The sequence below is a fragment of the Clostridium sp. genome, assembly GCF_022482905.1.
Classification (GTDB): domain Bacteria; phylum Bacillota; class Clostridia; order Clostridiales; family Clostridiaceae; genus Clostridium_B.
The window spans coordinates 1,343,307-1,366,150 of the sequence record NZ_JAKVOI010000001.1; the positions used below are offsets into that span (position 1 = coordinate 1,343,307).

At 33.7% G+C, this 22,844-nt stretch carries 21 protein-coding genes; 8 read left to right on the forward strand and 13 right to left on the reverse strand.

Annotation, left to right across the window (positions count from 1 at the left end):
- Positions 1 to 57: 57 nt before the first annotated feature.
- The 3 genes from LKE46_RS06655 to LKE46_RS06665 all read left to right on the forward strand — a co-directional run bounded on the left by LKE46_RS06655 (position 58) and on the right by LKE46_RS06665 (position 2,164).
- On the forward strand, positions 58 to 201 hold the full coding sequence (locus tag LKE46_RS06655) for a cyclic lactone autoinducer peptide (RefSeq protein ID WP_291719612.1): 144 nt from the start codon (positions 58 to 60) through the stop codon (positions 199 to 201).
- An 86-nt stretch (positions 202 to 287) separates the two neighbouring features.
- Positions 288 to 1,616, forward strand: a complete 1,329-nt coding sequence (locus tag LKE46_RS06660) for a sensor histidine kinase (protein ID WP_291719614.1) — start codon at positions 288 to 290, stop codon at positions 1,614 to 1,616.
- Positions 1,613 to 2,164, forward strand: coding sequence for an accessory gene regulator B family protein (locus LKE46_RS06665; RefSeq protein WP_291719616.1), 552 nt, complete (start codon positions 1,613 to 1,615; stop codon positions 2,162 to 2,164). The genes LKE46_RS06660 and LKE46_RS06665 overlap by 4 nt, the downstream gene beginning before the upstream one ends.
- Before the next feature lie 15 nt (positions 2,165 to 2,179).
- Here LKE46_RS06665 and LKE46_RS06670 read toward each other — a convergent pair whose 3' ends face one another.
- The gene (locus tag LKE46_RS06670) at positions 2,180 to 3,994 is read right to left on the reverse strand and encodes an ATP-dependent helicase (RefSeq protein ID WP_291719618.1); all 1,815 of its coding nucleotides are present in this window, start codon (positions 3,992 to 3,994) and stop codon (positions 2,180 to 2,182) included.
- 134 nt (positions 3,995 to 4,128) lie between these two features.
- Between LKE46_RS06670 and LKE46_RS06675 the strand changes: the two genes are divergently transcribed.
- Positions 4,129 to 5,610, forward strand: a complete 1,482-nt coding sequence (locus tag LKE46_RS06675) for a nicotinate phosphoribosyltransferase (protein ID WP_291719620.1) — start codon at positions 4,129 to 4,131, stop codon at positions 5,608 to 5,610.
- Between the two features lie 20 nt (positions 5,611 to 5,630).
- Here the strand turns inward: LKE46_RS06675 and LKE46_RS06680 are convergent, their stop codons facing one another.
- Positions 5,631 to 6,245, reverse strand: a complete 615-nt coding sequence (locus tag LKE46_RS06680; RefSeq protein WP_291719622.1) for an NUDIX hydrolase — start codon at positions 6,243 to 6,245, stop codon at positions 5,631 to 5,633.
- 136 nt (positions 6,246 to 6,381) lie between these two features.
- Between LKE46_RS06680 and LKE46_RS06685 the strand changes: the two genes are divergently transcribed.
- Together LKE46_RS06685 and LKE46_RS06690 are read left to right on the forward strand one after the other, a co-directional pair.
- Complete coding sequence (locus LKE46_RS06685; RefSeq protein WP_291719624.1) at positions 6,382 to 7,605, forward strand: D-alanyl-D-alanine carboxypeptidase family protein; 1,224 nt, start codon at positions 6,382 to 6,384, stop codon at positions 7,603 to 7,605.
- A 62-nt stretch (positions 7,606 to 7,667) separates the two neighbouring features.
- The gene (locus LKE46_RS06690; RefSeq protein ID WP_291719626.1) at positions 7,668 to 9,185 is read left to right on the forward strand and encodes an MBL fold metallo-hydrolase; all 1,518 of its coding nucleotides are present in this window, start codon (positions 7,668 to 7,670) and stop codon (positions 9,183 to 9,185) included.
- 37 nt (positions 9,186 to 9,222) lie between these two features.
- On the opposite strand, the gene LKE46_RS06695 is transcribed toward LKE46_RS06690, so the two are convergent.
- On the reverse strand, positions 9,223 to 10,401 hold the full coding sequence (locus tag LKE46_RS06695) for a methyl-accepting chemotaxis protein (RefSeq protein ID WP_291719628.1): 1,179 nt from the start codon (positions 10,399 to 10,401) through the stop codon (positions 9,223 to 9,225).
- A 248-nt stretch (positions 10,402 to 10,649) separates the two neighbouring features.
- Between LKE46_RS06695 and gltX the strand changes: the two genes are divergently transcribed.
- On the forward strand, positions 10,650 to 12,107 hold the full coding sequence (gltX, locus tag LKE46_RS06700) for a glutamate--tRNA ligase (protein WP_291719630.1): 1,458 nt from the start codon (positions 10,650 to 10,652) through the stop codon (positions 12,105 to 12,107).
- A gap of 57 nt (positions 12,108 to 12,164) precedes the next feature.
- Here the strand turns inward: gltX and LKE46_RS06705 are convergent, their stop codons facing one another.
- The 3 genes from LKE46_RS06705 to purB form a co-directional block, all read right to left on the reverse strand.
- Entirely contained in the window at positions 12,165 to 12,578 is a 414-nt protein-coding gene (locus LKE46_RS06705) for an acyl-CoA thioesterase (protein WP_291725601.1), read from the reverse strand.
- Between the two features lie 575 nt (positions 12,579 to 13,153).
- Positions 13,154 to 14,599 carry an NAD(P)/FAD-dependent oxidoreductase gene (locus LKE46_RS06710; RefSeq protein ID WP_291719632.1) on the reverse strand — a complete coding sequence of 482 codons (1,446 nt, stop codon included), beginning with the start codon at positions 14,597 to 14,599 and terminating at the stop codon, positions 13,154 to 13,156.
- A gap of 39 nt (positions 14,600 to 14,638) precedes the next feature.
- On the reverse strand, positions 14,639 to 16,069 hold the full coding sequence (gene purB, locus LKE46_RS06715) for an adenylosuccinate lyase (protein WP_291719634.1): 1,431 nt from the start codon (positions 16,067 to 16,069) through the stop codon (positions 14,639 to 14,641).
- 156 nt (positions 16,070 to 16,225) lie between these two features.
- Here purB and LKE46_RS06720 point away from each other — a divergent pair, with 156 nt between their 5' ends.
- Positions 16,226 to 16,450 carry a DUF378 domain-containing protein gene (locus LKE46_RS06720; protein WP_291719635.1) on the forward strand — a complete coding sequence of 75 codons (225 nt, stop codon included), beginning with the start codon at positions 16,226 to 16,228 and terminating at the stop codon, positions 16,448 to 16,450.
- A gap of 44 nt (positions 16,451 to 16,494) precedes the next feature.
- Here LKE46_RS06720 and LKE46_RS06725 read toward each other — a convergent pair whose 3' ends face one another.
- The 7 genes from LKE46_RS06725 to rny form a co-directional block, all read right to left on the reverse strand.
- Complete coding sequence (locus LKE46_RS06725; protein WP_291719637.1) at positions 16,495 to 16,752, reverse strand: HPr family phosphocarrier protein; 258 nt, start codon at positions 16,750 to 16,752, stop codon at positions 16,495 to 16,497.
- Between the two features lie 72 nt (positions 16,753 to 16,824).
- Positions 16,825 to 18,021 (reverse strand): pyridoxal phosphate-dependent aminotransferase, encoded by a 1,197-nt coding sequence (locus LKE46_RS06730; RefSeq protein ID WP_291719639.1) that lies wholly within the window; start codon positions 18,019 to 18,021, stop codon positions 16,825 to 16,827.
- A 33-nt stretch (positions 18,022 to 18,054) separates the two neighbouring features.
- Positions 18,055 to 18,411, reverse strand: coding sequence for an EamA family transporter (locus tag LKE46_RS06735; protein WP_291719641.1), 357 nt, complete (start codon positions 18,409 to 18,411; stop codon positions 18,055 to 18,057).
- Between the two features lie 18 nt (positions 18,412 to 18,429).
- Positions 18,430 to 19,638 carry a hypothetical protein gene (locus LKE46_RS06740; protein ID WP_291725603.1) on the reverse strand — a complete coding sequence of 403 codons (1,209 nt, stop codon included), beginning with the start codon at positions 19,636 to 19,638 and terminating at the stop codon, positions 18,430 to 18,432.
- A 132-nt stretch (positions 19,639 to 19,770) separates the two neighbouring features.
- Positions 19,771 to 20,628, reverse strand: a complete 858-nt coding sequence (locus tag LKE46_RS06745) for a decaprenyl-phosphate phosphoribosyltransferase (protein ID WP_291719643.1) — start codon at positions 20,626 to 20,628, stop codon at positions 19,771 to 19,773.
- A gap of 155 nt (positions 20,629 to 20,783) precedes the next feature.
- The gene (locus tag LKE46_RS06750; RefSeq protein WP_291719645.1) at positions 20,784 to 21,044 is read right to left on the reverse strand and encodes a stage V sporulation protein S; all 261 of its coding nucleotides are present in this window, start codon (positions 21,042 to 21,044) and stop codon (positions 20,784 to 20,786) included.
- Positions 21,045 to 21,191: 147 nt separating this feature from the next.
- Positions 21,192 to 22,736: a ribonuclease Y gene (gene rny / locus LKE46_RS06755; RefSeq protein ID WP_291719647.1), complete on the reverse strand. Its 1,545-nt coding sequence runs from the start codon at positions 22,734 to 22,736 to the stop codon at positions 21,192 to 21,194.
- Positions 22,737 to 22,844: the final 108 nt, after the last annotated feature.

Consider the following 22,844-nt stretch of genomic DNA (forward strand, 5'->3'; position numbering starts at 1 on the left):
AGAATGTATAAAATAATGTATTATTTACATTATTAAAACTTATGGGAGGTTGTTAAAATGAAAAACGTCAAAGGATTCATAACAAAAAATTTAATGAAAGGCATTGGTTCTTTAGCATTGGTATTGGGGGCATTGGTTATATTCCCTAATTCCCTTGCTAGTGGTTATCAGCCAAAATGCCCTGATGAACTGCTGAAGTAATTTAAATTAGGCTTTTCTATAGATATTTCTAATTTGTAATATGATATCTACAGGAAAGCCTAGATCAACTATATTAGGAGAAAAGTATGTACATTATAAGAGAACTAATAACAGATAGTATAGAATCTATACTTTTTTTAGTAACTTTTGAAGCCTTATATAACAACAAAAAATTTATACAAGAAAATAAACTTAAAACTATTTATTTTTGTATATTATATATTATTGCTAATTATTTTAGTACTTTTTATATTAGTAAAGTATACCACACAATATTTCTTTCAATATTTTGCATCTTACTATTATCATATATTGCAAAGATACGAATTTTTGCTTCGTGTGTAATATTTTTCCTATTTCTTTCCATAATTTTTGTTACAGAAAATTTTATCCAAGCAGTTGGAATATTTATATATAATATAAATTTAAATACATTCTTATCAATTAAAGAATATTACGTGATTTTTTTAATTACTTCAAAATTACTTCAAATATTTATCGTGATACTCATTTTTAGGTTTAATAAAATCTTTATTAAACTTAAATTATTTAATTCAAAAGATAAAATGTTATCAGAGTCAATAATTCAATTTGGTATTTTCGGTCTTATTATATTTATTATGAGTTTTGGTATTTTTAATGTAAAATATATTAAAATTTACAACTGTACTGTATTTATTTTATACTTTATATTTTTAATACTTCAATTAAAAGAGATAAACAGATACAAAAAGATGCTAAACATAGAATCCAGATATAAAATCCAAGAAAGTCAAATAAGCAACATGGAAGAAATAATCAGTATCATCAGGCAGGAAAAGCATGATTTTGCAAATCATATCAATGTTATATGGGGACTTTGCTCATTAAACAGACCAGATACCGTTGAAAAAATAAAAAATTATATAAACGGAATATCAGGTAATCTCCATTCATCATTTAAATTTATAAATACAGGCAATGCCTATTTAGACGGATTATTATCCATTAAAAATAATTTTGCCGATAAAAACAATATAGACCTTGATATAATGATTGATGAGCCCTTCAGCAAATTAAACATTAAAGAAAATGAATTGATAAGCATTGTAAGCAATCTTATAGACAATGCATTTGAAGCATTTCAGTCCAATCCCAATACTGAAAATAAAAAAATAACCTTTGATACTTTTATTGAAGGCAGTAAATTTTATATTGAAATTTCCGACAATGCAGGTATGATCCCTAAAAATATTCAAGATAGAATTTTTGAAAGAGGTTTTTCTACAAAGACTGAAAAATCGGATGATCATGGATTTGGTCTGTACATTACCAGGCAGTTGATAGAGCAAAATAATGGATGCATATCCCTGGAAAGTAATCTTGAAACCACAAAATTTTTAGTTGCATTTAACTTGGAGGAGGCAGATAAATGAACACTTTCATAACTTGTTTGGTAAAAAAAATTTCCGAGTCAAATCCTGAATTCTCAAAACTTCAATTAAAAAAGATGGAATATGGTTTGATTTGTTTCTTTGATGAAATTACAAAATTAGTCCCTTACTTTATTATATTCTGGATATTTTCTGTTCAGGACTATTATCTGATTGCCCTTTTGTTTTTTTGTCCAATTAGATTGTTTTCAGGCGGTTACCATGCAAAAACTTATTGGGGCTGCTTTTGCATTAGTTTTATCGTATTTCTATCAATAATTACTTTAGGCAGATATCTGTCAATAAATATTGTGGTCTTGATATTATTATTGACTATTTCTTTTGTATTAATTTGTATTTTTTCACCAGTAGACAATATCAACAAAAAAATAAAAAGTGAAAAAAGAAAGGTTTTACTTAACCACCTTTCTATATTAGCTGCCTTATCTCTAATTGTAGCTTGCTATTTTATTCCGGATAAGTTTCTGAATACCGCTGTAATATCAATTCTCAGCTCAACAATAATGATGATGCTTGGAAAAATAATTTAGGATAGTTCTTTGAATTTAAATGTATGGAACACATTCATTTATAAATCTGGATACTTTTTTTGGCTTTCCTCCAAATGTTTCTACGGAACACAGATGCAGATTATCTATGGCCCTTGTAATTCCAACATAAAATAGCCTCCTTTCCTCTTCTATGTTTCCTGGTATGCTGTTTACATGTGGAATTATTCCTTCATTACAGTTCACCATAAACACATTGGCAAATTCCATACCCTTCACACCGTGAATAGTACTCAGTACAATGCCTTCATTTGAGGACAAGCTTTTAGCTGTGGCATTTGAAAATTTGTCTATATATTTCAGAAGTTCATCTATACTGGAAAATTTCTTTGACACTTCCCTGAATTCTTCCACAATATATTCAATTTTAGAAATATCTTCATCAATCTTGCTGCAGTATACTTTAAGATATTGCATATACCCTATATCATACATTATAAAATCAACAGTTTTCTGTAATGGCATCTTATTCAACTTTTCCACTTTTCTTTTAAGTTTATGTACAACCTTTATTTGCGAATTTGAAATCCCTCCCATATCTTTCAATATATCAAAGCAGTTGTCCCTTATAGGGTTCTCCCTAACCTTTCCTATATTTATCCTGCTTATATATCTGTATGGTCTGTTTGCAATTCTCTCAAAACTTTTTCTATCATATCCATCAACAGAAAGTTTCAAATAGGCAATTATGTCTCTGCAGACATAATGTTCAAAAAAATTATATGGTTCATTCAGAAATCTGAATTTTATACCATGTGCTAGAAAACTGTCTATTATGCTCCTTGACTCCATATTGCTCCTGTAAAAAACGGCTGTGTCTTCAAAGTTATATCTATTTCCAGTTGTTTTAAATGAAATATAATCTGATTCTTCATTAACACTTTTAAAAGTCATAAATTCCATATTGCCATGTTTTTTTCTATGAGGCTTTATAATTTTGTCATTTCGGTTTTTATTATTTGATATGAGTACTTTGGAAAGTTCAACTATATTTTCCACACTTCTATAATTCATGTTCAGAAAAAGTTTTCTACCTCTGTCAAAGTACATGTCAAAATTCACCATACATTCCGGGTTCGAGCCTCTGAAGCCATATATGCATTGATCTTCATCCCCTACTGCAAATATTGAATTCCCATATGCTATAAGTTTCAAAAGTTCCATCTGTATTCTGTCGGAATCCTGAAATTCATCAATCAATATATATTTGAATATATTTCTGCATTTATTCAAAATATAGCTGTTCTCAAGGAATAATTCCCTAGCCTTAAATTGAAGATCGTCAAAATCCATTAGGCAGTGCTTTTTCTTGTATTCTTCATATACGTTGAAACAATGCTTAAAAATACTTTTATCTACCTTGCTCTTAAAATCATCCATATTGCAGCTCTCACTTTTTAAATGGGAAATATCATTTAAAATATACTTCACTTTCTGTGATTCAACCTGATCCATATACAATCGCAGAATACCGGTAATAAGCTTCTGAGCCCCGTCTTCACTTATTATATCAATTTTGTTTCCGTATTTGGATAATATTCTATAAAAGAGAGAATGAAAAGTTCCAAAAAAAGGAGTCCTGTTCCTGCCTGATGATATTTTCAAATATCTATACTTCATATTTTCCGCCGCAGATTTAGTGAAAGTTATCACCAGTATATTGGACGGATCTATTCCTCTATTTTCCACAAGATTGTATACCCTGTTTATAATAACGGTAGTTTTTCCTGAGCCGGGCGGCGCACAAACTACCACATTTCTGTAGTCTGTATAAACAGCTTTTTCCTGCATTGGGTCCAATTCCATTTTCATATCTATCTCCTGCAACTCATGTAATCCATTTAAATGTTGCTATTGTAATAATTTCATTAAAGTATTACAATATTCATATATTGATTATTGTCATAATTTATATGATTAAAACATAAACAGAGGAGATTTTATTTATGGAATACATAAAAAATTTCGATATAAGAACCAGCAGAAATCTCACCATGCTTGTTGATTTCTACGAACTCACCATGTCCAATGGATATCTGGAAAGTAATATAGGAAATAGAATAGCTTATTTTGATATGTTTTTCAGAAAAATACCCGATGAAGGCGGATATTGCATTATGGCAGGTGTTCAACAGGTAATAGAATATTTGTCCAATCTAAACTTTTCAAAAGACGATATAGATTATTTAAGAAGCAAAGAGGATTTTTCAGAAAAGTTTTTAGACTACTTAGAAAATTTTAAATTCACCTGCGATGTATGGGCAATTCCAGAAGGAAATCCTGTTTTCCCGAATGAACCTCTTATAACTGTCAGAGGCCCGGCTATACAAGCCCAGTTTGTAGAGACCATGATACTCTTGACTATAAACCATCAGACTTTAATTGCCACAAAGGCAAACAGGATCTGCAAAGCAGCCAAGGGAAGACCTGTCATGGAATTTGGCTCAAGACGTGCCCAGGGATATGACGGTGCAATATATGGTGCCAGAGCTGCCGTCATAGGCGGCTGCAGTTCAACAGCCTGCACTATATCAGAACAGATGTTTGGAATACCGGCCGTAGGAACAATGGCACACAGCTGGGTACAGCTTTTCTCATCAGAATATGAGTCCTTCAAGGCATGGGCGGAGATATACCCGGACAACTGCGTACTTTTAATCGATACCTATAATGTACTCAAATCTGGACTTCCAAATGCCATACGGGTCTTTAAAGAAATACTTCTTCCAAACGGGAAAAGGCCTAAAGGAATAAGAATAGACAGCGGTGATATAACCTACCTTACCAAAAAGTGCAGAAAAATACTTGATGATGCAGGTTTCAATGATGTTAAAATAGTAATTTCAAATTCTCTGGATGAATTCATCATAAGGGATGTACTTAGTCAGGGTGCATACATTGATTCTTTCGGCGTGGGAGAAAGACTCATAACCGCAAGATCGGAACCTGTCTTTGGAGGGGTATACAAACTGGTTGCCGTAGAAGCTGAGAATGGAAATATAATCCCAAAGATAAAGATAAGTGAAAATGAAGAAAAGATAACAAATCCTGGATTCAAAAAAATCTACAGATTGTATGACAAGGATGAAAACAAGGCAATAGCCGACTTGATAACTTTAAGAGATGAGAAACTGGATGCTTCAAATTCTCTAGAAATATTTGATCCGGTCTTTACATGGAAAAAGAAGAAATTGAAGAACTACTACATCAAAGATTTGATGGTAAAAATATTTGATCACGGAAAATTGATATATGAAAGTCCTGACGTAATGGATATCAGAAATATTGTAAAAGAGGAAACGGAAAAAATGTGGCCTGAGGTCTTAAGATTTGAGAATCCTCACAATTACTACGTAGATTTGTCTACAAAACTCTGGAATCTAAAACAGGATCTACTTCACAAATATTCATCAACCTATGAAGAGTAAATTTATTGCGGAGAGGAAATTTATAATTTTCCCCCGCATTTTACTATATCCGCAAATCTTTTCAATACAAGTGCAGTAAACCCCCATATGACATAGTCTTCATATCTATAAAAATAATCTCTTACACTTCCCTTTCTGAATTTGTAATTTTTGCCGTCATTTATGAGGTGATATGGAAATTTTTCATCCAATTCTTGAACCAGTGGAAGTTCATAAGCATCAGGCCTGGTATCTATAAAGAATTTCAGCGGTACCTTGAAAACATGATCCACCTCAGATTTATTTGGGACTATATTATAATCTCCTTTTAATCTTGATACAAAGGGAAACATCATAAAGTTGAATGGTGTAACTACATAATCCATGTCTCCTATAAAATCAATGTCTTCTCTGTTCAAATTCAATTCTTCCATGGTTTCCCTTATAGCAGCATCTTTTGGGAATTCATCCTTCTCTATCTTTCCACCTGGAAGGCATATATCTCCTGGTTGATGTGATAAATTCATTGATCTCACTTCAAATATTACCTGTGGATCACAATTACTTTCTGTCAAAAGAAGCATAACTGATGCCCTGTTGAAATTTCCTATTATAGTCGGCTTCCTATTTTTAAATATATTATATATATTATCCATTTGGATTCACTCCTTTTCAAAAATTCTTGCAATTGTAAAATACTATTCTTAATGATATACTTTTAGTATTATATTCATATTATAATATTGTTCAACATAAAGTACATATAAATTCAGACAATTGGAGTGATTCATTTTGAAGAAAAATAAACTTTGTTTAGTCTTGATGCTTATTATCGTTTTCTTTGCTAATTCCATTGTATTTTCAAAAGAAACCGGAAATGTTGCTCCTCAAATATATGGTCAGTCGGCAATTACAGTGGACATGCAGACTGGTGAAATAATATACGAAAAAAACATAGATACAAGAAGATACCCTGCAAGCACTACAAAACTTATGACTGCAATATTGCTTGCAGAGAACAAAGATAAAAATTCAACTTTAAAATATACCAAAAATGCAAAGATGCAGCCGGCTGCATCCTTGAATGACGACATACATCCAATAGATATAGGTGATACCATGACTGCACTCTCTGCAATGGATGCTCTCCTACTATATTCTGCAAATGATATAGCCTATATGATAGCAGATAATATTGGAAATGGTACTTCTTCTTTTTCAGATGAAATGAATAAAAAAGTACATGAATTTGGCTTGAAAAACACCCATTTTGTCACTCCAAATGGGCTTCATAATGCAGATCACTATTCTACAGCTTATGATATGAGTATTATAGCCAAGCATGCTTTTGAAAATCCATGGATAAGAGAAACCATGTCAAAACCCACCAGCAGCATAAAAACTTCAAAGGGCCTCACATTTCCTCTCGAAAATAGGAACAAGCTACTTGGGAAAAATGGGTGTATAGCGGGGAAAACCGGATATACCATACCTGCCGGAAGATGCCTTGTAGCCATATATGAACGTTCCGGCAGAAAAATGCTTGGTGTAGTCATGAAATCAGTTTATGATGCAGATGATACCAATGTATTCAATGACATGGAAAAAATAATAGATTGGAGTTACAATAAAGAACCTTCCACAATATTTAAAAAGGATTCCATTATAACCTACAAAAATCTAAAATACAAACCTCTTGGCTTTGGCCCAAGCGTAAAGCTATCTGTTCCTGTAATTGTATCTGAAAATGTAGGATACTATGATAACTCCATAAACAAAAAAGAGCTGAAGGAAAACATATCCTTCAATAGCATAAATTCAGACACGCTTGAAGGAATTTCTCCTATAGGAACTTTAAACGTGAGTCAGAGGGATTGCACAAAGAACTACAAGCTTTATTCAAATCTCTCTAAAACAGATATATTAAAAAAGAGTTTTCATGTTTATGCAATGGCAATTATTGCTGCCGCTCTCTTAATATATATATTAGTTAGGAAACTGAGACATTTGCAATAAAATATACAAATGTCTCAGTCAAAATAGATATTATAATTTTATAGCATGAAGGGGGAATCGAATTGAAAATAGAATTTTACGGTGCTGCAGGATGTGTTACCGGTTCCTGTCATCTACTAAAAATAGGAGATAAAAATATACTGCTCGACTGTGGTATGTATCAAGGTACAGATGAAAAAGAAAGAGGAAACGAAACCTTTAATTTCAATCCTAAGGTAATCGATTACGTAATTCTGAGCCATGCACATATAGACCACAGCGGGAGAATTCCGCTCCTGTATAAACAGGGTTTTAAAGGAACTGTCGTCTGCACGGAAGGTACAAAAGACCTCTGCAGTATAATGCTTGCTGACAGCGGCCATATTATGGAATCCGATGCTGAATGGAAAAACAGGAGGAGAATACGTCAGGGAATCAATCAGCCAATTGAACCTCTCTATACTGTAAAGCTCGCCCAGGTGTCCATGTACCTGTTCAAGGGATATCCCTATGATCAATGGATAGAACTGTTTGACGGCTTCAAGCTAAGATTCAGGGATGCCGGACATCTTCTGGGATCAGCCATAATTGAAATGCTAATATCAGAGGATTCCAAAGACATCAAGCTTGTATACACCGGCGATCTTGGAAATAAATGCATTCCAATTTTGAAAGATCCAACTTTAGTAGATTACGGTGATTATTTGATAATGGAAAGTACCTATGGTGACAGGCTCCACACCAACCTGACTGATGATATAAAAAATCTATCGCAGATTATACTTGACACTTTTAAACGGGGTGGAAATGTAATAATACCTTCTTTTGCAGTGGGCAGAACCCAGGAGGTCATATATTCTCTCAATAAATATGTCTCGGAAAATACACTTAAGGACATAAAAGTATATATAGACAGTCCTCTGGCCGCAGAATCCACTTCTATATTTTCAAAATATAAGAAATACTACGACAGTGAGGCAGCAGGTCTTTTGGAGAAAGGCATAAATCCATTGAATTTTAATGGACTGACTTTTGTCAGATCCCCTGAAGAATCCATTAAATTAAATAAAATAAATCAAGGTGCCGTCATAATATCAGCCAGCGGAATGTGTGAGGCAGGCAGAATAAAACACCACCTGAAGCACAACCTCTGGAGAAAAGAATGTTCCATAGTATTTGTAGGCTACCAGGCAGAAGGTACCCTTGGAAGAAAAATACTGGATGGTTCTAAAAAGGTAAAAATATTTGGTGAAGAAATAGCTGTAAATGCCAAGATATATAACCTTCAGGGATTATCAGGTCATGCAGACAGGGATGGTCTATTCAACTGGCTCTGCAAATTCAAAACCAAGCCTGAAAAAATCATACTGGTTCATGGTGACAGCCAGCCGCTGGAAAACTTGAGCAACTTTTTGAAATCCCATGACTATTCAACTTTTATAGCACATCCAGGTGATACTTTTACACCTGGAATGATTCCACAAAAATTCAGTATAGTAAGAAATAAAATACTATCCATAATAAACTCCATAGAGGATCTTGATTCTTTCGACAGAGAAACTCTGATAAAAAAAATAGACTCGGAAATAAAGGATATATAAAAATGAAGCAGCCATAAGCTGCTTCATTTTTATATATCTAAACGCCAATACTATTTAATTGCATTATACTGCTGTTTACTTTTACAGACAAATTTGAAAGTTCTTCTGTCGTTGTCAACAGTTCTTCAGATGATGCTGCTATTTCCTCCGAAGCTGCTGAAACATTCTGTGAAGCTTCAGAAACATTCTCCACCTTTTTGAGGACTTCATCATTTTTAGATAAAGTTCCATCAAGAGACTCATTGGTGTCATTTATCAAATTAGGTATGGACTTTACAGCATCCATAATGTCTTCAAATGATATTATGGTATCATTGGCTGCAGTAGCTTGATTTTCAAGCAAGGAGCCTATTTCACTTGAATTTTTAATGACAGCTTGCGTTTCAGCAGTTATAGAAGTAACTAGATTTATTACCTTCTCTGAAGATGTTTTCGATTTTTCGGCTAGCTTTCTGACCTCATCTGCAACCACTGTAAATCCCTTTCCATGCTCTCCCGCTCTTGCTGCTTCTATAGAAGCATTCAAAGCAAGCAAATTGGTCTGTTCGGATATACCGGATATTACATCTGTTATCTTCCCTATTTCTGAAACCGTCCCTGACAGACTGTTTACCTTCTCCATGACTATATCAAATGAACCTTTTATTTTCACTATAAAGTCTATAAGGTCATATATCTTGTTTTCGCCATCTTTTGCCTTTTCTTCAGTATCTGAAGTACCCTCCGAAACTACACCGAGTTTTTGCTTTACCTTGTCAATTTCAGTTTTCAAATTATCAATAATGGTCACTATATCCACTATTTCATCCGCCTGAACCTGCGAATCCTTTGATATGTCCTGTATGGAATGGGCCACATCATTTGCGGATGCTACTATTACCTTCGAACTATTCTCAAGATTATCCGTCAAGGATTTAAGTTTTTGAATTTTATCAGATAAAGACTCTTTACCCTCATCAATATTATCCAAAGCTCCTGAATCTGCTCCATATAAAACGTCTTCATGTATAGGCTTCACATACTCCAAATTGCTGCCCATACTTCTTCCCACAATAAAAGCTGCAATTAAAAATACAATTCCTATTACCACCGAACTTTCCAGAAAATAACTGGCATTTCCAAAATTATTGGATTGGAAAATATAATAAATGATATTGGAAACCAAAATCGGAATAATAGAAAAACATGCTAACATTACTACAAGTTTTTTTTTCATTTTTTATTTACCCCCAAAAGTTACAAAGTTTTGTATGTATATGATTATTGTACCAAAAATCAGTTGAGTTTTAAAGCGGGACTTAAATGTACGCACTTCTGCTCCTATATAGGATTATAGTATAATATGGATATGAAATTACCTTGACACAAAAACCTAACTATTATATTATTTAAGAGTGATTGATTTTGACCTTTCGTCTTTCTGATGAGAGGTTTTTACTTTAAAATAATGGGAGTGAATATATAATGTCCAAAGTCAGAACAAGATTTGCACCAAGTCCTACAGGCTATATGCACGTTGGTAATCTAAGGACTGCTCTTTATGCTTATTTAATAGCAAAACATGAATCTGGAGATTTTATACTTAGAATAGAGGATACAGATCAGGATAGATTTGTGGAAGGTGCTTTAGATATAATTTACGATACTTTAAAAATTACAGGCCTGAAATATGATGAGGGTCCGGATATAGGTGGTTCCGTAGGTCCTTATGTCCAAAGCAGGAGAACAAACATATACCTGGAATATGCAAAAAAATTGATAGAGAAAGGGGAAGCTTATTACTGTTTTTGTTCAAAAGACAGACTGGAAAAACTCAGAGAGGATGCTGAATCTAAAAAAGCTACATACAAATATGACAAACACTGTCTAAGTCTTTCCAGAGAGGAAGTAGAAAATAACCTGAAGGCCGGCATTCCACATATAATAAGACAAAATAATCCAGAAACTGGAACTACGATTTTTCACGATGAAATATACGGTGATATATCCGTAGACAATTCAGAACTGGATGACATGATATTGATAAAATCAGATGGATTCCCTACATACAATTTTGCAAATGTAGTAGATGATCATTTAATGGGTATCACCCATGTAGTGCGCGGGAGTGAATATCTATCCTCCTCCCCGAAGTACAATAGATTATATGAAGCTTTTGGCTGGAAAGTTCCAATTTATGTCCATTGTCCACCAATAATGAAGGATGCCCACCATAAATTGAGCAAGCGAAATGGAGATGCATCTTTTGAAGATCTTCTCAAAAAGGGCTATTTAAAGGATGCAGTACTTAACTATATAGCCCTTCTTGGATGGAATCCCGGTGGAGAAAATGAGATATTTGACCTTGAAGAACTTGTAAAAGTATTTGACTATAAAAATATAAATAAATCACCGGCAATATTTGACGATACGAAACTGAAGTGGATGAATGGAGAATACATCAGGAAAATGGATATCCAGGAATTTACACAAATTGCTATGCCTTATTATAAGAGTACAATTTCAAGAGATCTGGACTTTATGAAGATAAGCCAGCTAGTTCAGCCTAGAGTTGAGCTGCTGAGCGAAATACCTGATCTCATAGCTTTCTTTGATTCTCTTCCAGATTATTCTGCTGATCTATATATTCATAAAAAGATGAAGACCAATTTGGAAAATTCCCTTTTTACTCTTGAAAAAATTATTCCTGTATTTGAGTCAATTAAAAACTGGGACATAGAAAATATAGAAAAGGCATGCATGGATATGGTTCATGAACTCGGTGTTAAAAATGGAATAGTTCTCTGGCCAGTAAGAACTGCACTCTCCGGAAAGAAATCATCTGCCGGAGGCGCCTACGAAATTGCAGATATAATAGGCAGGGAAGAATCAATAAAGAGGTTAAATATAGGTCTCAAAAAGCTAAAAGATGCATTGAACTAATTTTAAAGCTTCAGAGGGTATATACTCCCTGAAGCTTTAAAATTTATTTTGTATTGACTACCGCAGTAATTGAAGCTTATCCCATAGCTCCGGATATTTTTTCTTGAGATTAACTATTTTAAATTTCTTATCTATAAAAGTTTGGGTTGTCTTCCCCTTTGCAAGAAGTTGACTGTTTTTTTCATTCAATACCCTGTAGTTAAATGATATTTTAACTGGATTGAAATCTGCTATGGAAGCCTCTATTATTAAATCATCATCATATTTTGCAGCCTTTGAGTATTTGCAGTAGGTTTCTACAAGCGGCATCATTATTCCTTTATCCTCAATGTCCTTGTAAGTAATACCTGCTTTTTTAATAAAATCTCCTCTGGCAGCTTCAAACCATATATAATAATTTGAATGATGAGCTATTCCCATCTTATCTGTTTCTGCATATCTGACTTTTATTCTTGTGCTGCTGGTATACATAATATTTTTATTCTCCTCTTTGCTTTCATCTTTATGCTGCGGGACATCATTTTTGGCAGGATCTTTATGGCTGTCACCATTGTCCTTTTTGGGACTCCTGTCGTGATCTGCAGTCATTGTATTATCAATAGCCTTGTCCAATATTTTATCTGCCTTCTCCATTCCCTTTTTCAATATAGTGTCATCAGGATTGTGCTTGTTTGACAGCTTACTTTTTTTACTGCCCTTTTCTTCGCCTGATAATGCATCTTTTTGATCAAAGAGATTTTTCTTTATAATATCCATTAACATCTTTTTATCTACAAACTCATCAAGAAAAAAATTCTCTTTTTTATCCTCTTTATCTTTATGATGATGAAATTCTTTTTCTTTTTTTATATATATCTTATCATATCTCCTTTTATATCTTTCAATTCTTCTAATATATCTAGGGAGCATATAAAGTGCAAATTCTATAAAATCGTCTGTATTACCCGCGTATCTTCTTCCCATTTTCATTCCTCCTATACACTCTCTGTATAGTATATACTATGGAAACTGTTATGTTCAGTTGCACTTTATATATAAGTGACAAATTATTTTTTTATATTCATAATATCAACTCTGCTTGCCCTCTTTGGGAGTATTGACGATCCAGGTCCCCTCTTTTTCACCTGTTCTTCCGGAATTTTTAGCTCTCTTGCTATGATCTTTCTAACTCTCGGTCCGCAGAACATACCCTGGCACATTCCCATTCCTGCTCTTGTACGCCTTTTTATTCCATCTATGGAATCTGTCTTAACAGTTCTGTGCAGCGCATCCACGATTTCCGATTCTGTCACTTTTTCACATCTGCATATAATATGTTTTTCGGGATCTTCAGAATCTATATCTCCCCTGAAATTTCCATCCTTTTTGACTATTATAGGTTTTCTAAATGGATTGAATTTTTCATCTCTATCCAGCTTTAATCCAGCCTTATACAATACATCAACCACTTTAAGCGCTATTGCAGGTGAAGATGTAATCCCAGGTGAGTCAATACCCGCTACATTTATAAAGCCCCTAACTTCCGTCTCTTCTATTATAAAATCCTTTGTACTGCTCGTGGGTCTGATTCCTGCAAAAGAAGTTATAGCCTTTTTCATATTGAATCCAGACACTGATTTTTTAGCTGTCTCTACAATATACTTCAATATCTCTTCATCAGTGGACACATCTCCCCTGTCTGATACTTCCTGTGCATTTGGTCCAATCATCAGGTTGCCATGATAGGTTGTAGTTACAAGTATCCCCTTTCCTTTCTCTGTAGGAACCTGAAATATTACACTGTTAACAAGATAGGACTGATCCTTGTTAAAGATAATATATTCACCCTTTCGTGGAACAATAGTGAAATAATCCAGTCCTACCATGTCAGATATTCTGTCACTATATGCACCTGCAGCATTTATTATATATCTGCTTTCCACTTTTTCTCCACCGCTTGACACCTGAAATGTTCCATTCTTTTTAACTATAGATGTTACTTCATGCCCTAATTTTAAATCCACTCCGTTTTCTACGGCATTTTCTGCCAGAGCAATAGTCATTTCATAAGGTGAACATACCCCTGCATTTTTACAATACAATGCCCATTTTACACGTTTATTCACATGTGGTTCCATTTCAAGTACCTTTTTCCCGTCAATTATCTCCATTCCGTCTACACCATTTTTTATTCCATTATCGTATAGCTTTTCAATATGTTTCTTTTCCTCATCATTAAATGCCAGCACAAGAGATCCAGTTTCTCTATAACCAAAATTCAATTCACGGTTCAAGCTTTCATACATCCTGTTTCCCCTGATACAAAGCTTGGCTTTTAATGTTCCAGGTTCATCTGAATATCCTCCATGGACTATACCACTGTTAGCCTTAGATGCACCACATGAAACATCATCATTTTTCTCCAGTATGCATATTTTCAACTTATATTTGGAGAGTTCCCTTGCAATTGCACATCCAACTGCACCTGCACCTATAATTACAATATCATACATATAAATTCCCCCCATAATCCATTTTAAAGTACATATAACCTAAACATTTATTTCAACCTTTTCTCCAAGCAGTTCTTTATTTTTCTGCAGCAAGGGTTTTATTTCACGATCTATGAATTCTTTCACCTGTCCGCCTGCCCTTCCCGTGAACTTTTCAGGATCTACAAGTTCAAGTATTTCATCTCTTGTCAATTTGAAGAATGGATCTTCTATTATCCTATCTATGAGATCATTTTCTGCCCCTTCCATTTTTACTCTTCTTGCAGACTCCATAGAATGCTTTCTTATTCTCTCGTGAAGTTCCTGTCTATCTCCTCCTCTTTTAACTGACTCCATTATTATATTTTCCGTAGCCATAAAAGGTAGCTCTCTCTTTACATGAGATTCAATTACTTTGTCATATACAACCATATTTTCCGATACATTAATATATAGATTAAGGACTCCATCCAGTGCAAGAAAAGCTTCAGGTATTGATATTCTCTTGTTTGCTGAATCATCCAGCGTTCTTTCAAACCATTGAGTCGAAGCTGTTATTGCCGGATTCAGTGCATCCACTATTATGTATCTGGCAAGAGATCCCATTCTCTCACATCTCATAGGATTTCTCTTGTATGCCATTGCCGAAGAACCAATTTGATTTTTTTCAAAAGGTTCCTCCATTTCCTTCATACTTTGAAGCAGCCTTATATCATTACTGAATTTGTATGCACTCTGTGCAATTTCCGAAAGCGTGTTTGTTATTATGGAATCCACCTTTCTAGTGTAGGTCTGCCCCGTAACCATGAACTCCTTTTTAAATCCCATTTTTTCCGTTACCATACTGTCAAGTCTCTTAACTTTTTCTTCATCCCCATTAAAAAGCTCCATGAAGCTGGCCTGTGTCCCAGTAGTACCTTTTACGCCCCTGAATCTCATATTATCTATTACAAATTGAAGATTTTCCAGATCAAGATAAAGATCCTGTATCCACAGTGTAGCCCTTTTCCCAACTGTTGTCAGCTGTGCAGGTTGAAAATGCGTAAATCCCAAGGTCGGGAGATCTTTGTATTTTATGGCAAACTTTGAAAGAAGATTTATAACATTAAGTACCTTTTTTTTGATAAGTTCAAGGCCCTCCCTCATAATTATCAAATCCGTGTTGTCACCTACATAACAGCTCGTTGCCCCGAGATGAATTATTCCCTTTGCCTTAGGGCACTGAAGCCCATAGGCATATACATGACTCATTACATCATGCCTTACTTCCTTCTCCCTTTTCTGTGCATCCTCATAATTTATATTATCGACATTGGCTTTTAATTCTTCTATCTGTTCATCAGTTATATTAAGTCCAAGCTTGCTCTCACATTCTGCAAGTGCAACCCATAATCTTCTCCATGTTTTGAATTTTTTGTCCTCCGAAAATATATAACTCATTTCTTCTGATGCATATCTTGTATTGAGCGGTGTATTATATGTATCTCTCATATTTAAAATTCCTCCACAAGTATTTTTAGTTTGTTTTCGTTCATATTATATCACACAACAATCCAGCATTTAAATATACTATATTTAAAAAGCAGTTCTATATTTTTAAAAATTTAATATACTTTAATAAAAAGCAGTTAAGGGGGATATAAATTAATGTACAAATTCAGTATTATAGATAAGATTTCTCTTTTTTTAATAGTTTTGACCGGAATAAACACCGGTATATCAGGGATATGCGGTTTCAATCCAATTGGAATTATATTTGGCGATCCACTTAATTTAATAGGAAGAATTCTTTACATAATTATAGGTGTAGCGGGAGTAGATATGATAATATTCTTGTTTAAAACAAAATCGGCTTATAAAACCCATAAATAAAAGACCTCAAAAGGTCTTTTATTTACGTGAAACATATATCATTATTATTCTAATGAATCTATCAACTTGACTATTTCTTCAACAGCAAGAGACTCATCATCACCTGATGCGATAACCTTTACTGTTGAATTTTTTGTAACACCTAATGATAATACTCCTATCAAACTTTTAATATTAGCTTTCTTTCCATCAAACTCTATAGACATATCTGATTTAAATGAAGAAGCCTTTTTGACTAATAGTGTAGCAGGTCTTGCATGAAGCCCTGTAGCGCTTTTTACTGTTACTTCCTTAGATACCATTCAATTCACCCCTAATTATAAGTATATTAACATTTTAAAACTTCTTCAACAATTATACCATTTTTTTAATAATCACTTCAACTCTTTTATAAACTTTTCTATTCTGTCAAGTCCCTCAACTATGTTGTCCATAGAAGTAGCATAGGACAATCTTACGTAATTTTCAACTCCAAAGCCGGCTCCCGGAATTACTGCAACCTTTTCCTTTTCTAAAAGTAATTTTGAAAAGCCCAGCGAATCTTCAATCAAAGTTCCATTACATCTTCTGCCAAATATCCTTGATATATTGAGCAGTACATAAAATGCACCTTCAGGTATAAATGCAGACAGACCGTCTATTTTATCTATTTTTTGAAGCATATATTTTCTTCTTTTGTCAAACTGTTCTATCATATTCTTTACATCAGGGCTGTCATATTTTAACGCAGCCACACCGGCATATTGCGTAATTGAATTTGGATTTGCAGTAGTATGGCTTTGGATATTTGACATCAATTTTATTACCTTCTCATTTCCAGATGCCGCATAACCAAGTCTCCAGCCAGTCATGGCATAAGTTTTTGAAAATCCATTTACAACAATAGTTCTATTGTATGCGTCCTCGGATATACCTGCTATGCTTACATGTTTGTTAGCATCATATATTAATTTCTCATATATTTCATCGGATACTATAAATATATCTTCCTTTTTCGCAAATTCCGCTATATCTTCAAGTTCTTCTTTAGTATACACAGTACCTGTTGGATTGTTCGGACTATTTATTATGATAAGCTTAGTTTTGTCTGTAACAGCTTTTTCAAGATCTTCTATGGTGTACTTGAAGCCGTTCTCCTCTCTTGTATTCACAAAAACTGGTGTCCCGTCAGCCAGCTTTATAAGTTCAGGATAACTTACCCAGTAAGGTACTGCTACAATCACCTCATCTCCCGGATTGAGGACTGCAGATAATACATTTGCCAGACATTGTTTGGCTCCTGTAGAAACTATAATCTGATTTTCACTGTAGCTTAATTTATTATCTTTCTCAAATTTCTTTTTTATGGCACTTTTTAATTCCAGAATTCCAGAAGCAGGAGTATACTTTGTAAATCCATCCTTCATAGCCTTAACTGCAGCATTTTGAATATACTCAGGTGTATTGAAATCCGGTTCCCCTGCTCCAAAACCTATTACGTCAATACCGTCTGCTTTCATTTGCTTTGCCTTGGCTGTAATGGCCAAAGTTATGGATGGCTCAATTTTCTCAGCTTTTTTTGACAGAATCATTTTATTTCCTCCTCGTAGGTAAATTCTAATTTTTTAGCTTCGTGAAATCAACACAACGCCTACTATTATAAAAAACATTCCCAATACCCTTATAAAGGTTATGTTTTCTTTAAATACAAAATAAGAAAAAATCATCACTATTATATATCCAAGGCTTACCATTGGATATGCATAACTGAGCTCGGTTTTACTCAAAACTTTTATCCATATAAGAAAACTTACACCATAAGATATTATTCCCATCATCACAGGCAGATTTTTTACTATGTTTAAAATACTTGGAATTAAATATTTAAGTGTAAAATTGATTTCCAGATTTGCTGAACCATATTTAACAAGTATCTGACCAAATGCACCTAGAAATATTGAAATTAATATTAATAAAATCATATACTTACTTCCATTCTATCAATTATTCTTTTTTATTGTTCTAAATATAATTCTACCAATTGACATGTAAAAACAATATACAAATAAAAATATTATGGGAAAAGAATATCTTCCCTGACCCTCCGTTATAAAATACACACCTGTAAACATGAAAAATAGAATTACAGAATATATATTGAATTTATCAATGGAATCACTCCTGCCTTTTACTAACTGTATAAGTATATATACACTATAAATCAATATATATATTATAGCCGGCAGAAAGATTATTTCTCTAGTTAAATTTGCATATACTATGAGAAATTTTCTAAATTCATCGGTTATTCCACTTGCATATGTACTATATACTATATCGTCCCCTACAAAATATGTATTAAAAAGTCTCATGGAACCCAGTTTTATAAAATCTGCAGGATGCGATTTTATCCACTTTTTGGCAGATGAACTCAACATTTTATTTTTCTCAGTCATATTTGCATTTTTGTATTCCTGTGTATTTACAACTGAATTTTCAACATTGGCGGCAGGCATCCATCTTCCCTTGTGGTTTTGGGAATTATTATTTATATAAAGTACTATCCCTCCGTTGTTGGATACATAGGTAAATTGCCCCATCAACTTTGAATTTCTATATATCCACGGTGAAATCACAATTGCACTCAATATCAATACAATAATTGAATTTTCTATTGAAAGCAGCAATTTTTTATGTTTTAAAACATCCACCAGGAATACTAGCAAAAAGAAGGCTATAAAAAACGGCTTAACCATTGTATTAAGACCCACAAGCACACCTATTAAAATATATTTGAATCTCATATTTCCCATATATATATCGGTTATAATCAATAAAAGTGCTGTAAATAAAAGTTCCGTTCCAAGTATACTGTTGTAGAATATATTATTTGGCATGAATACAAATATAGTAAATATTATCTTTCTATCTATTTCCTCCAGATCAAGTCTGAATAAAATCGATCTGAAAAAAATATAATTCACAATAGTTAAAACTATATTAAATATTTTTGCAGTAAGAACACTGGCCCCGAATATTTTAAATATACCTCCCAATACTATTGAATAACCCATGGATGTATATGTGTTCCCCCAGGAACCTCCGTTTGCTATACTTACAGCCATATTATAATAATAGTCAAAATCCGAAAATGGCATGGAATTTACAAATATTACCCATAGTATGGATACTGCCGTACCAAGCATCATAACTATCAGATAATAGTCCAGACTTATTTTATAATTGCTATCTGTCTTATTTTTTTTCGAAAAAGCTTCACTTTTTTTGAAAGATCCACCTTTAAAAAGGCTATTTATTTCCATATAAAAATGACATCCTCTCTAAAGCTTCAAATATATTATAGCCATAATACTTAAACTCCAGAAAATTATATTTACCAGAAAAGGTCTGTCTTTTGCAAATACATCTTCCGGTTTTCCACCTATATTTTTTTTATCCATCAAATATTCATATCTAAGTATTCCATATAGTACAAATGGAATAGTAAATATCATGGTCCTGCTTTGAGTAGAACTGAAAGTATAAAGGCAATATGCCATCAACACGGATGGATCAACTATGGTAAGCATTTTATCTATACTATTTACAGAATACTCCTCCAATATCTTTCTGTGCTCTCCACTTCTGTCCTGCAAAGTTATAATCTCACTCTTGCGCTTATTAAGTGCCAGAAACAGAGAAAGCAGAACAGTACATAAAAAAAGCCACGGTGAAACTTCAACTCCTGTAGCAATACTTCCACTTTCCACTCTCAATACAAATCCGAAAGTTATTGTCATCACATCTATTATAACTATGTTTTTTAATTTAAAACAGTATAATACATTGATAATTATATACAGCAGCATTATATAAAGTATCTTTACATCAACACCATATCCCAGCAAAATAACCACCATAAAAAGCAGAATATCCAAAATTACAGCTGACCTTTTGCTCACACGTCCGCTGGGAAGAGGTCTGTTCTTCTTGTCTGGATGGCATCTGTCCTTTTCTATATCAACTATGTCGTTCAATATGTATATTATAGAAGAAGTAATACAAAACAGTATAAAAGTCTCTATATTTATACCAAGCATATAGGGATTTAAAAAATTTCCGGAAAATATAATTGCTGCAAATACAAAAAAATTCTTAATCCATTGTTTTGGTCTCATCATTTCTAGCAGACTCTTCATGAAACTCCCCCTATATAAGTTGTACATCTTTTTACATTTTAACATAGTATATAATATAGTCAATATCAAATTGTTTTATACAGGAATCTATTGAAACAATTACTATATACTAACAAACAAGGACTTGATAACCTTCTCAAGTCCTGTAAATTAAATTATCTGGGTTGAATAATTAGTTTTATTGCAGTTCTCTCCTCACCATCTATTTCAACATCTGTAAAAGCCGGAATGCATATTAAATCGATTCCACTGGGTGCCACAAAGCCTCTAGCAATAGCTACTGCCTTGATAGCCTGATTCAGCGCTCCAGCCCCTATAGCCTGTATTTCAGCTTCCCCACGTTCTCTCAACACTCCTGCTAGTGCTCCTGCTACAGAATTTGGACTTGATTTTGCTGAAACTTTTAATACTTCCATAATAACCCTCCTATATATTAACTTTATTTAGTGCTGCTATTGTATAATATTCTACAAAAATTTAAAAATTCCTTTTAGATTTCATAAAGGCTTACAATTTTAAGAAAATCCAAAAGGAATATGTGTATTTTTGACTACCTATATTTACTATTTTGCATATTCAACTGCACGAGTCTCTCTAATTACATTTACTTTGATCTGACCAGGATACTCCAATTCTCCTTCTACTCTTTTTACTATGTTCCTTGCCATTTCAACGGCTCCTGCATCATCAACTTCTTCTGGTTTAACCATAATTCTAAGTTCTCTTCCCGCTTGAATGGCATATGACTTTTCTACGCCTTCACATGTATTTGCTATTTCTTCCAATTTCTCCAGACGCTTAATATAGGCTTCAAGGGTCTCTCGCCTAGCTCCAGGTCTTGCAGCTGAAATTGCATCCGCTGCTTGTACAAGCACTGCCTCTAAAGATTGAAATTCCATATCCCCATGATGTGCCCCTATGGCATTTATAATTACAGGGGACTCATGATATTTCTTGGCAACCTCTGCCCCTATAACGGCATGAGGACCTTCAACTTCATGATCTACTGCCTTCCCTATATCATGGAGCAATCCAGCTCTTTTTGCTATAGTTGGATCTATTCCTATTTCTGACGCCATAAGACCTGCCAGATATGAAACTTCTATAGAATGTTTCAGCACATTTTGACCATAACTAGTTCTATACTTCAACCTTCCAAGCAATTTTATCATTTCAAGGTGAAGACCATGTACACCCGTCTCAAATGTTGCCTGTTCACCTTCTTCTTTAATATCACTTTCCAATTCCTTTTTAGCTTTCTCTACCATTTCCTCTATTCTTGCCGGATGTATTCTTCCATCAATTATAAGCTTTTCAAGCGCTATTCTTGCAACTTCCCTTCGTATCGGATCAAATCCTGACAATATTACTGCTTCAGGTGTATCATCAATAATCAAATCAACACCTGTCAAGGTTTCAAGAGTTCTTATATTCCTACCTTCCCTTCCTATTATTCTGCCCTTCATTTCGTCATTGGGAAGAGTTACTACATGAACTGTAGTTTCAGCTACATGATCGGCTGCACACCTTTGGATCGCACAGGTTATAATCTCCCTTGCCTTCTTGTCAGCTTCCTCTTTAGCTCTCATTTCAACTTCCTTGATCATAACTGCAGATTCATGCTTAATTTCCTTTTTAACCTTTTCCAATAAAATTTCCTTTGCTTCCTCTGAACTAAGTCCCGATAGCCTTTGAAGCTCTTCATTTTGCTTTTTATAAAGTTCCTCTACGCTTACCTGCAGTCGTGCAATTTCCTGCTGCTTTTTATCCAGACTGCCCTCTCTTTTTTCAAAGGCCGCACTTTTTTTATCCAATAGTTCTTCCCTTTGAATCAACCTTCTCTCAAATCTTTGAGACTCATTTCTTCTGTCTCTTGATTCTCTTTCAAGATCGTTCCTTAATCTGTGGACTTCTTCTTTAGCTTCTAATATAGTTTCCTTTTTTATAGATTCAGCTTCCTTTTTTGCTTCTTCCTTCAATCTATTAGATTCCTCAATAGCTCCTGCTTTTATTGCAGATGATTTATTCTTTATAACATAAAACTCAACTAGTATAATAACTGCAATTATTATACCAGCAATAATTTCATATATTAATACAGAATTCACATGAACACCTCCTTTGCTCTTCTTTATGTATCTATAATTTTAGCAAAATATACAAGCATAGAAATGGTGTCATATTTATTCAATTGGTAATTCTAATACATGATAAAC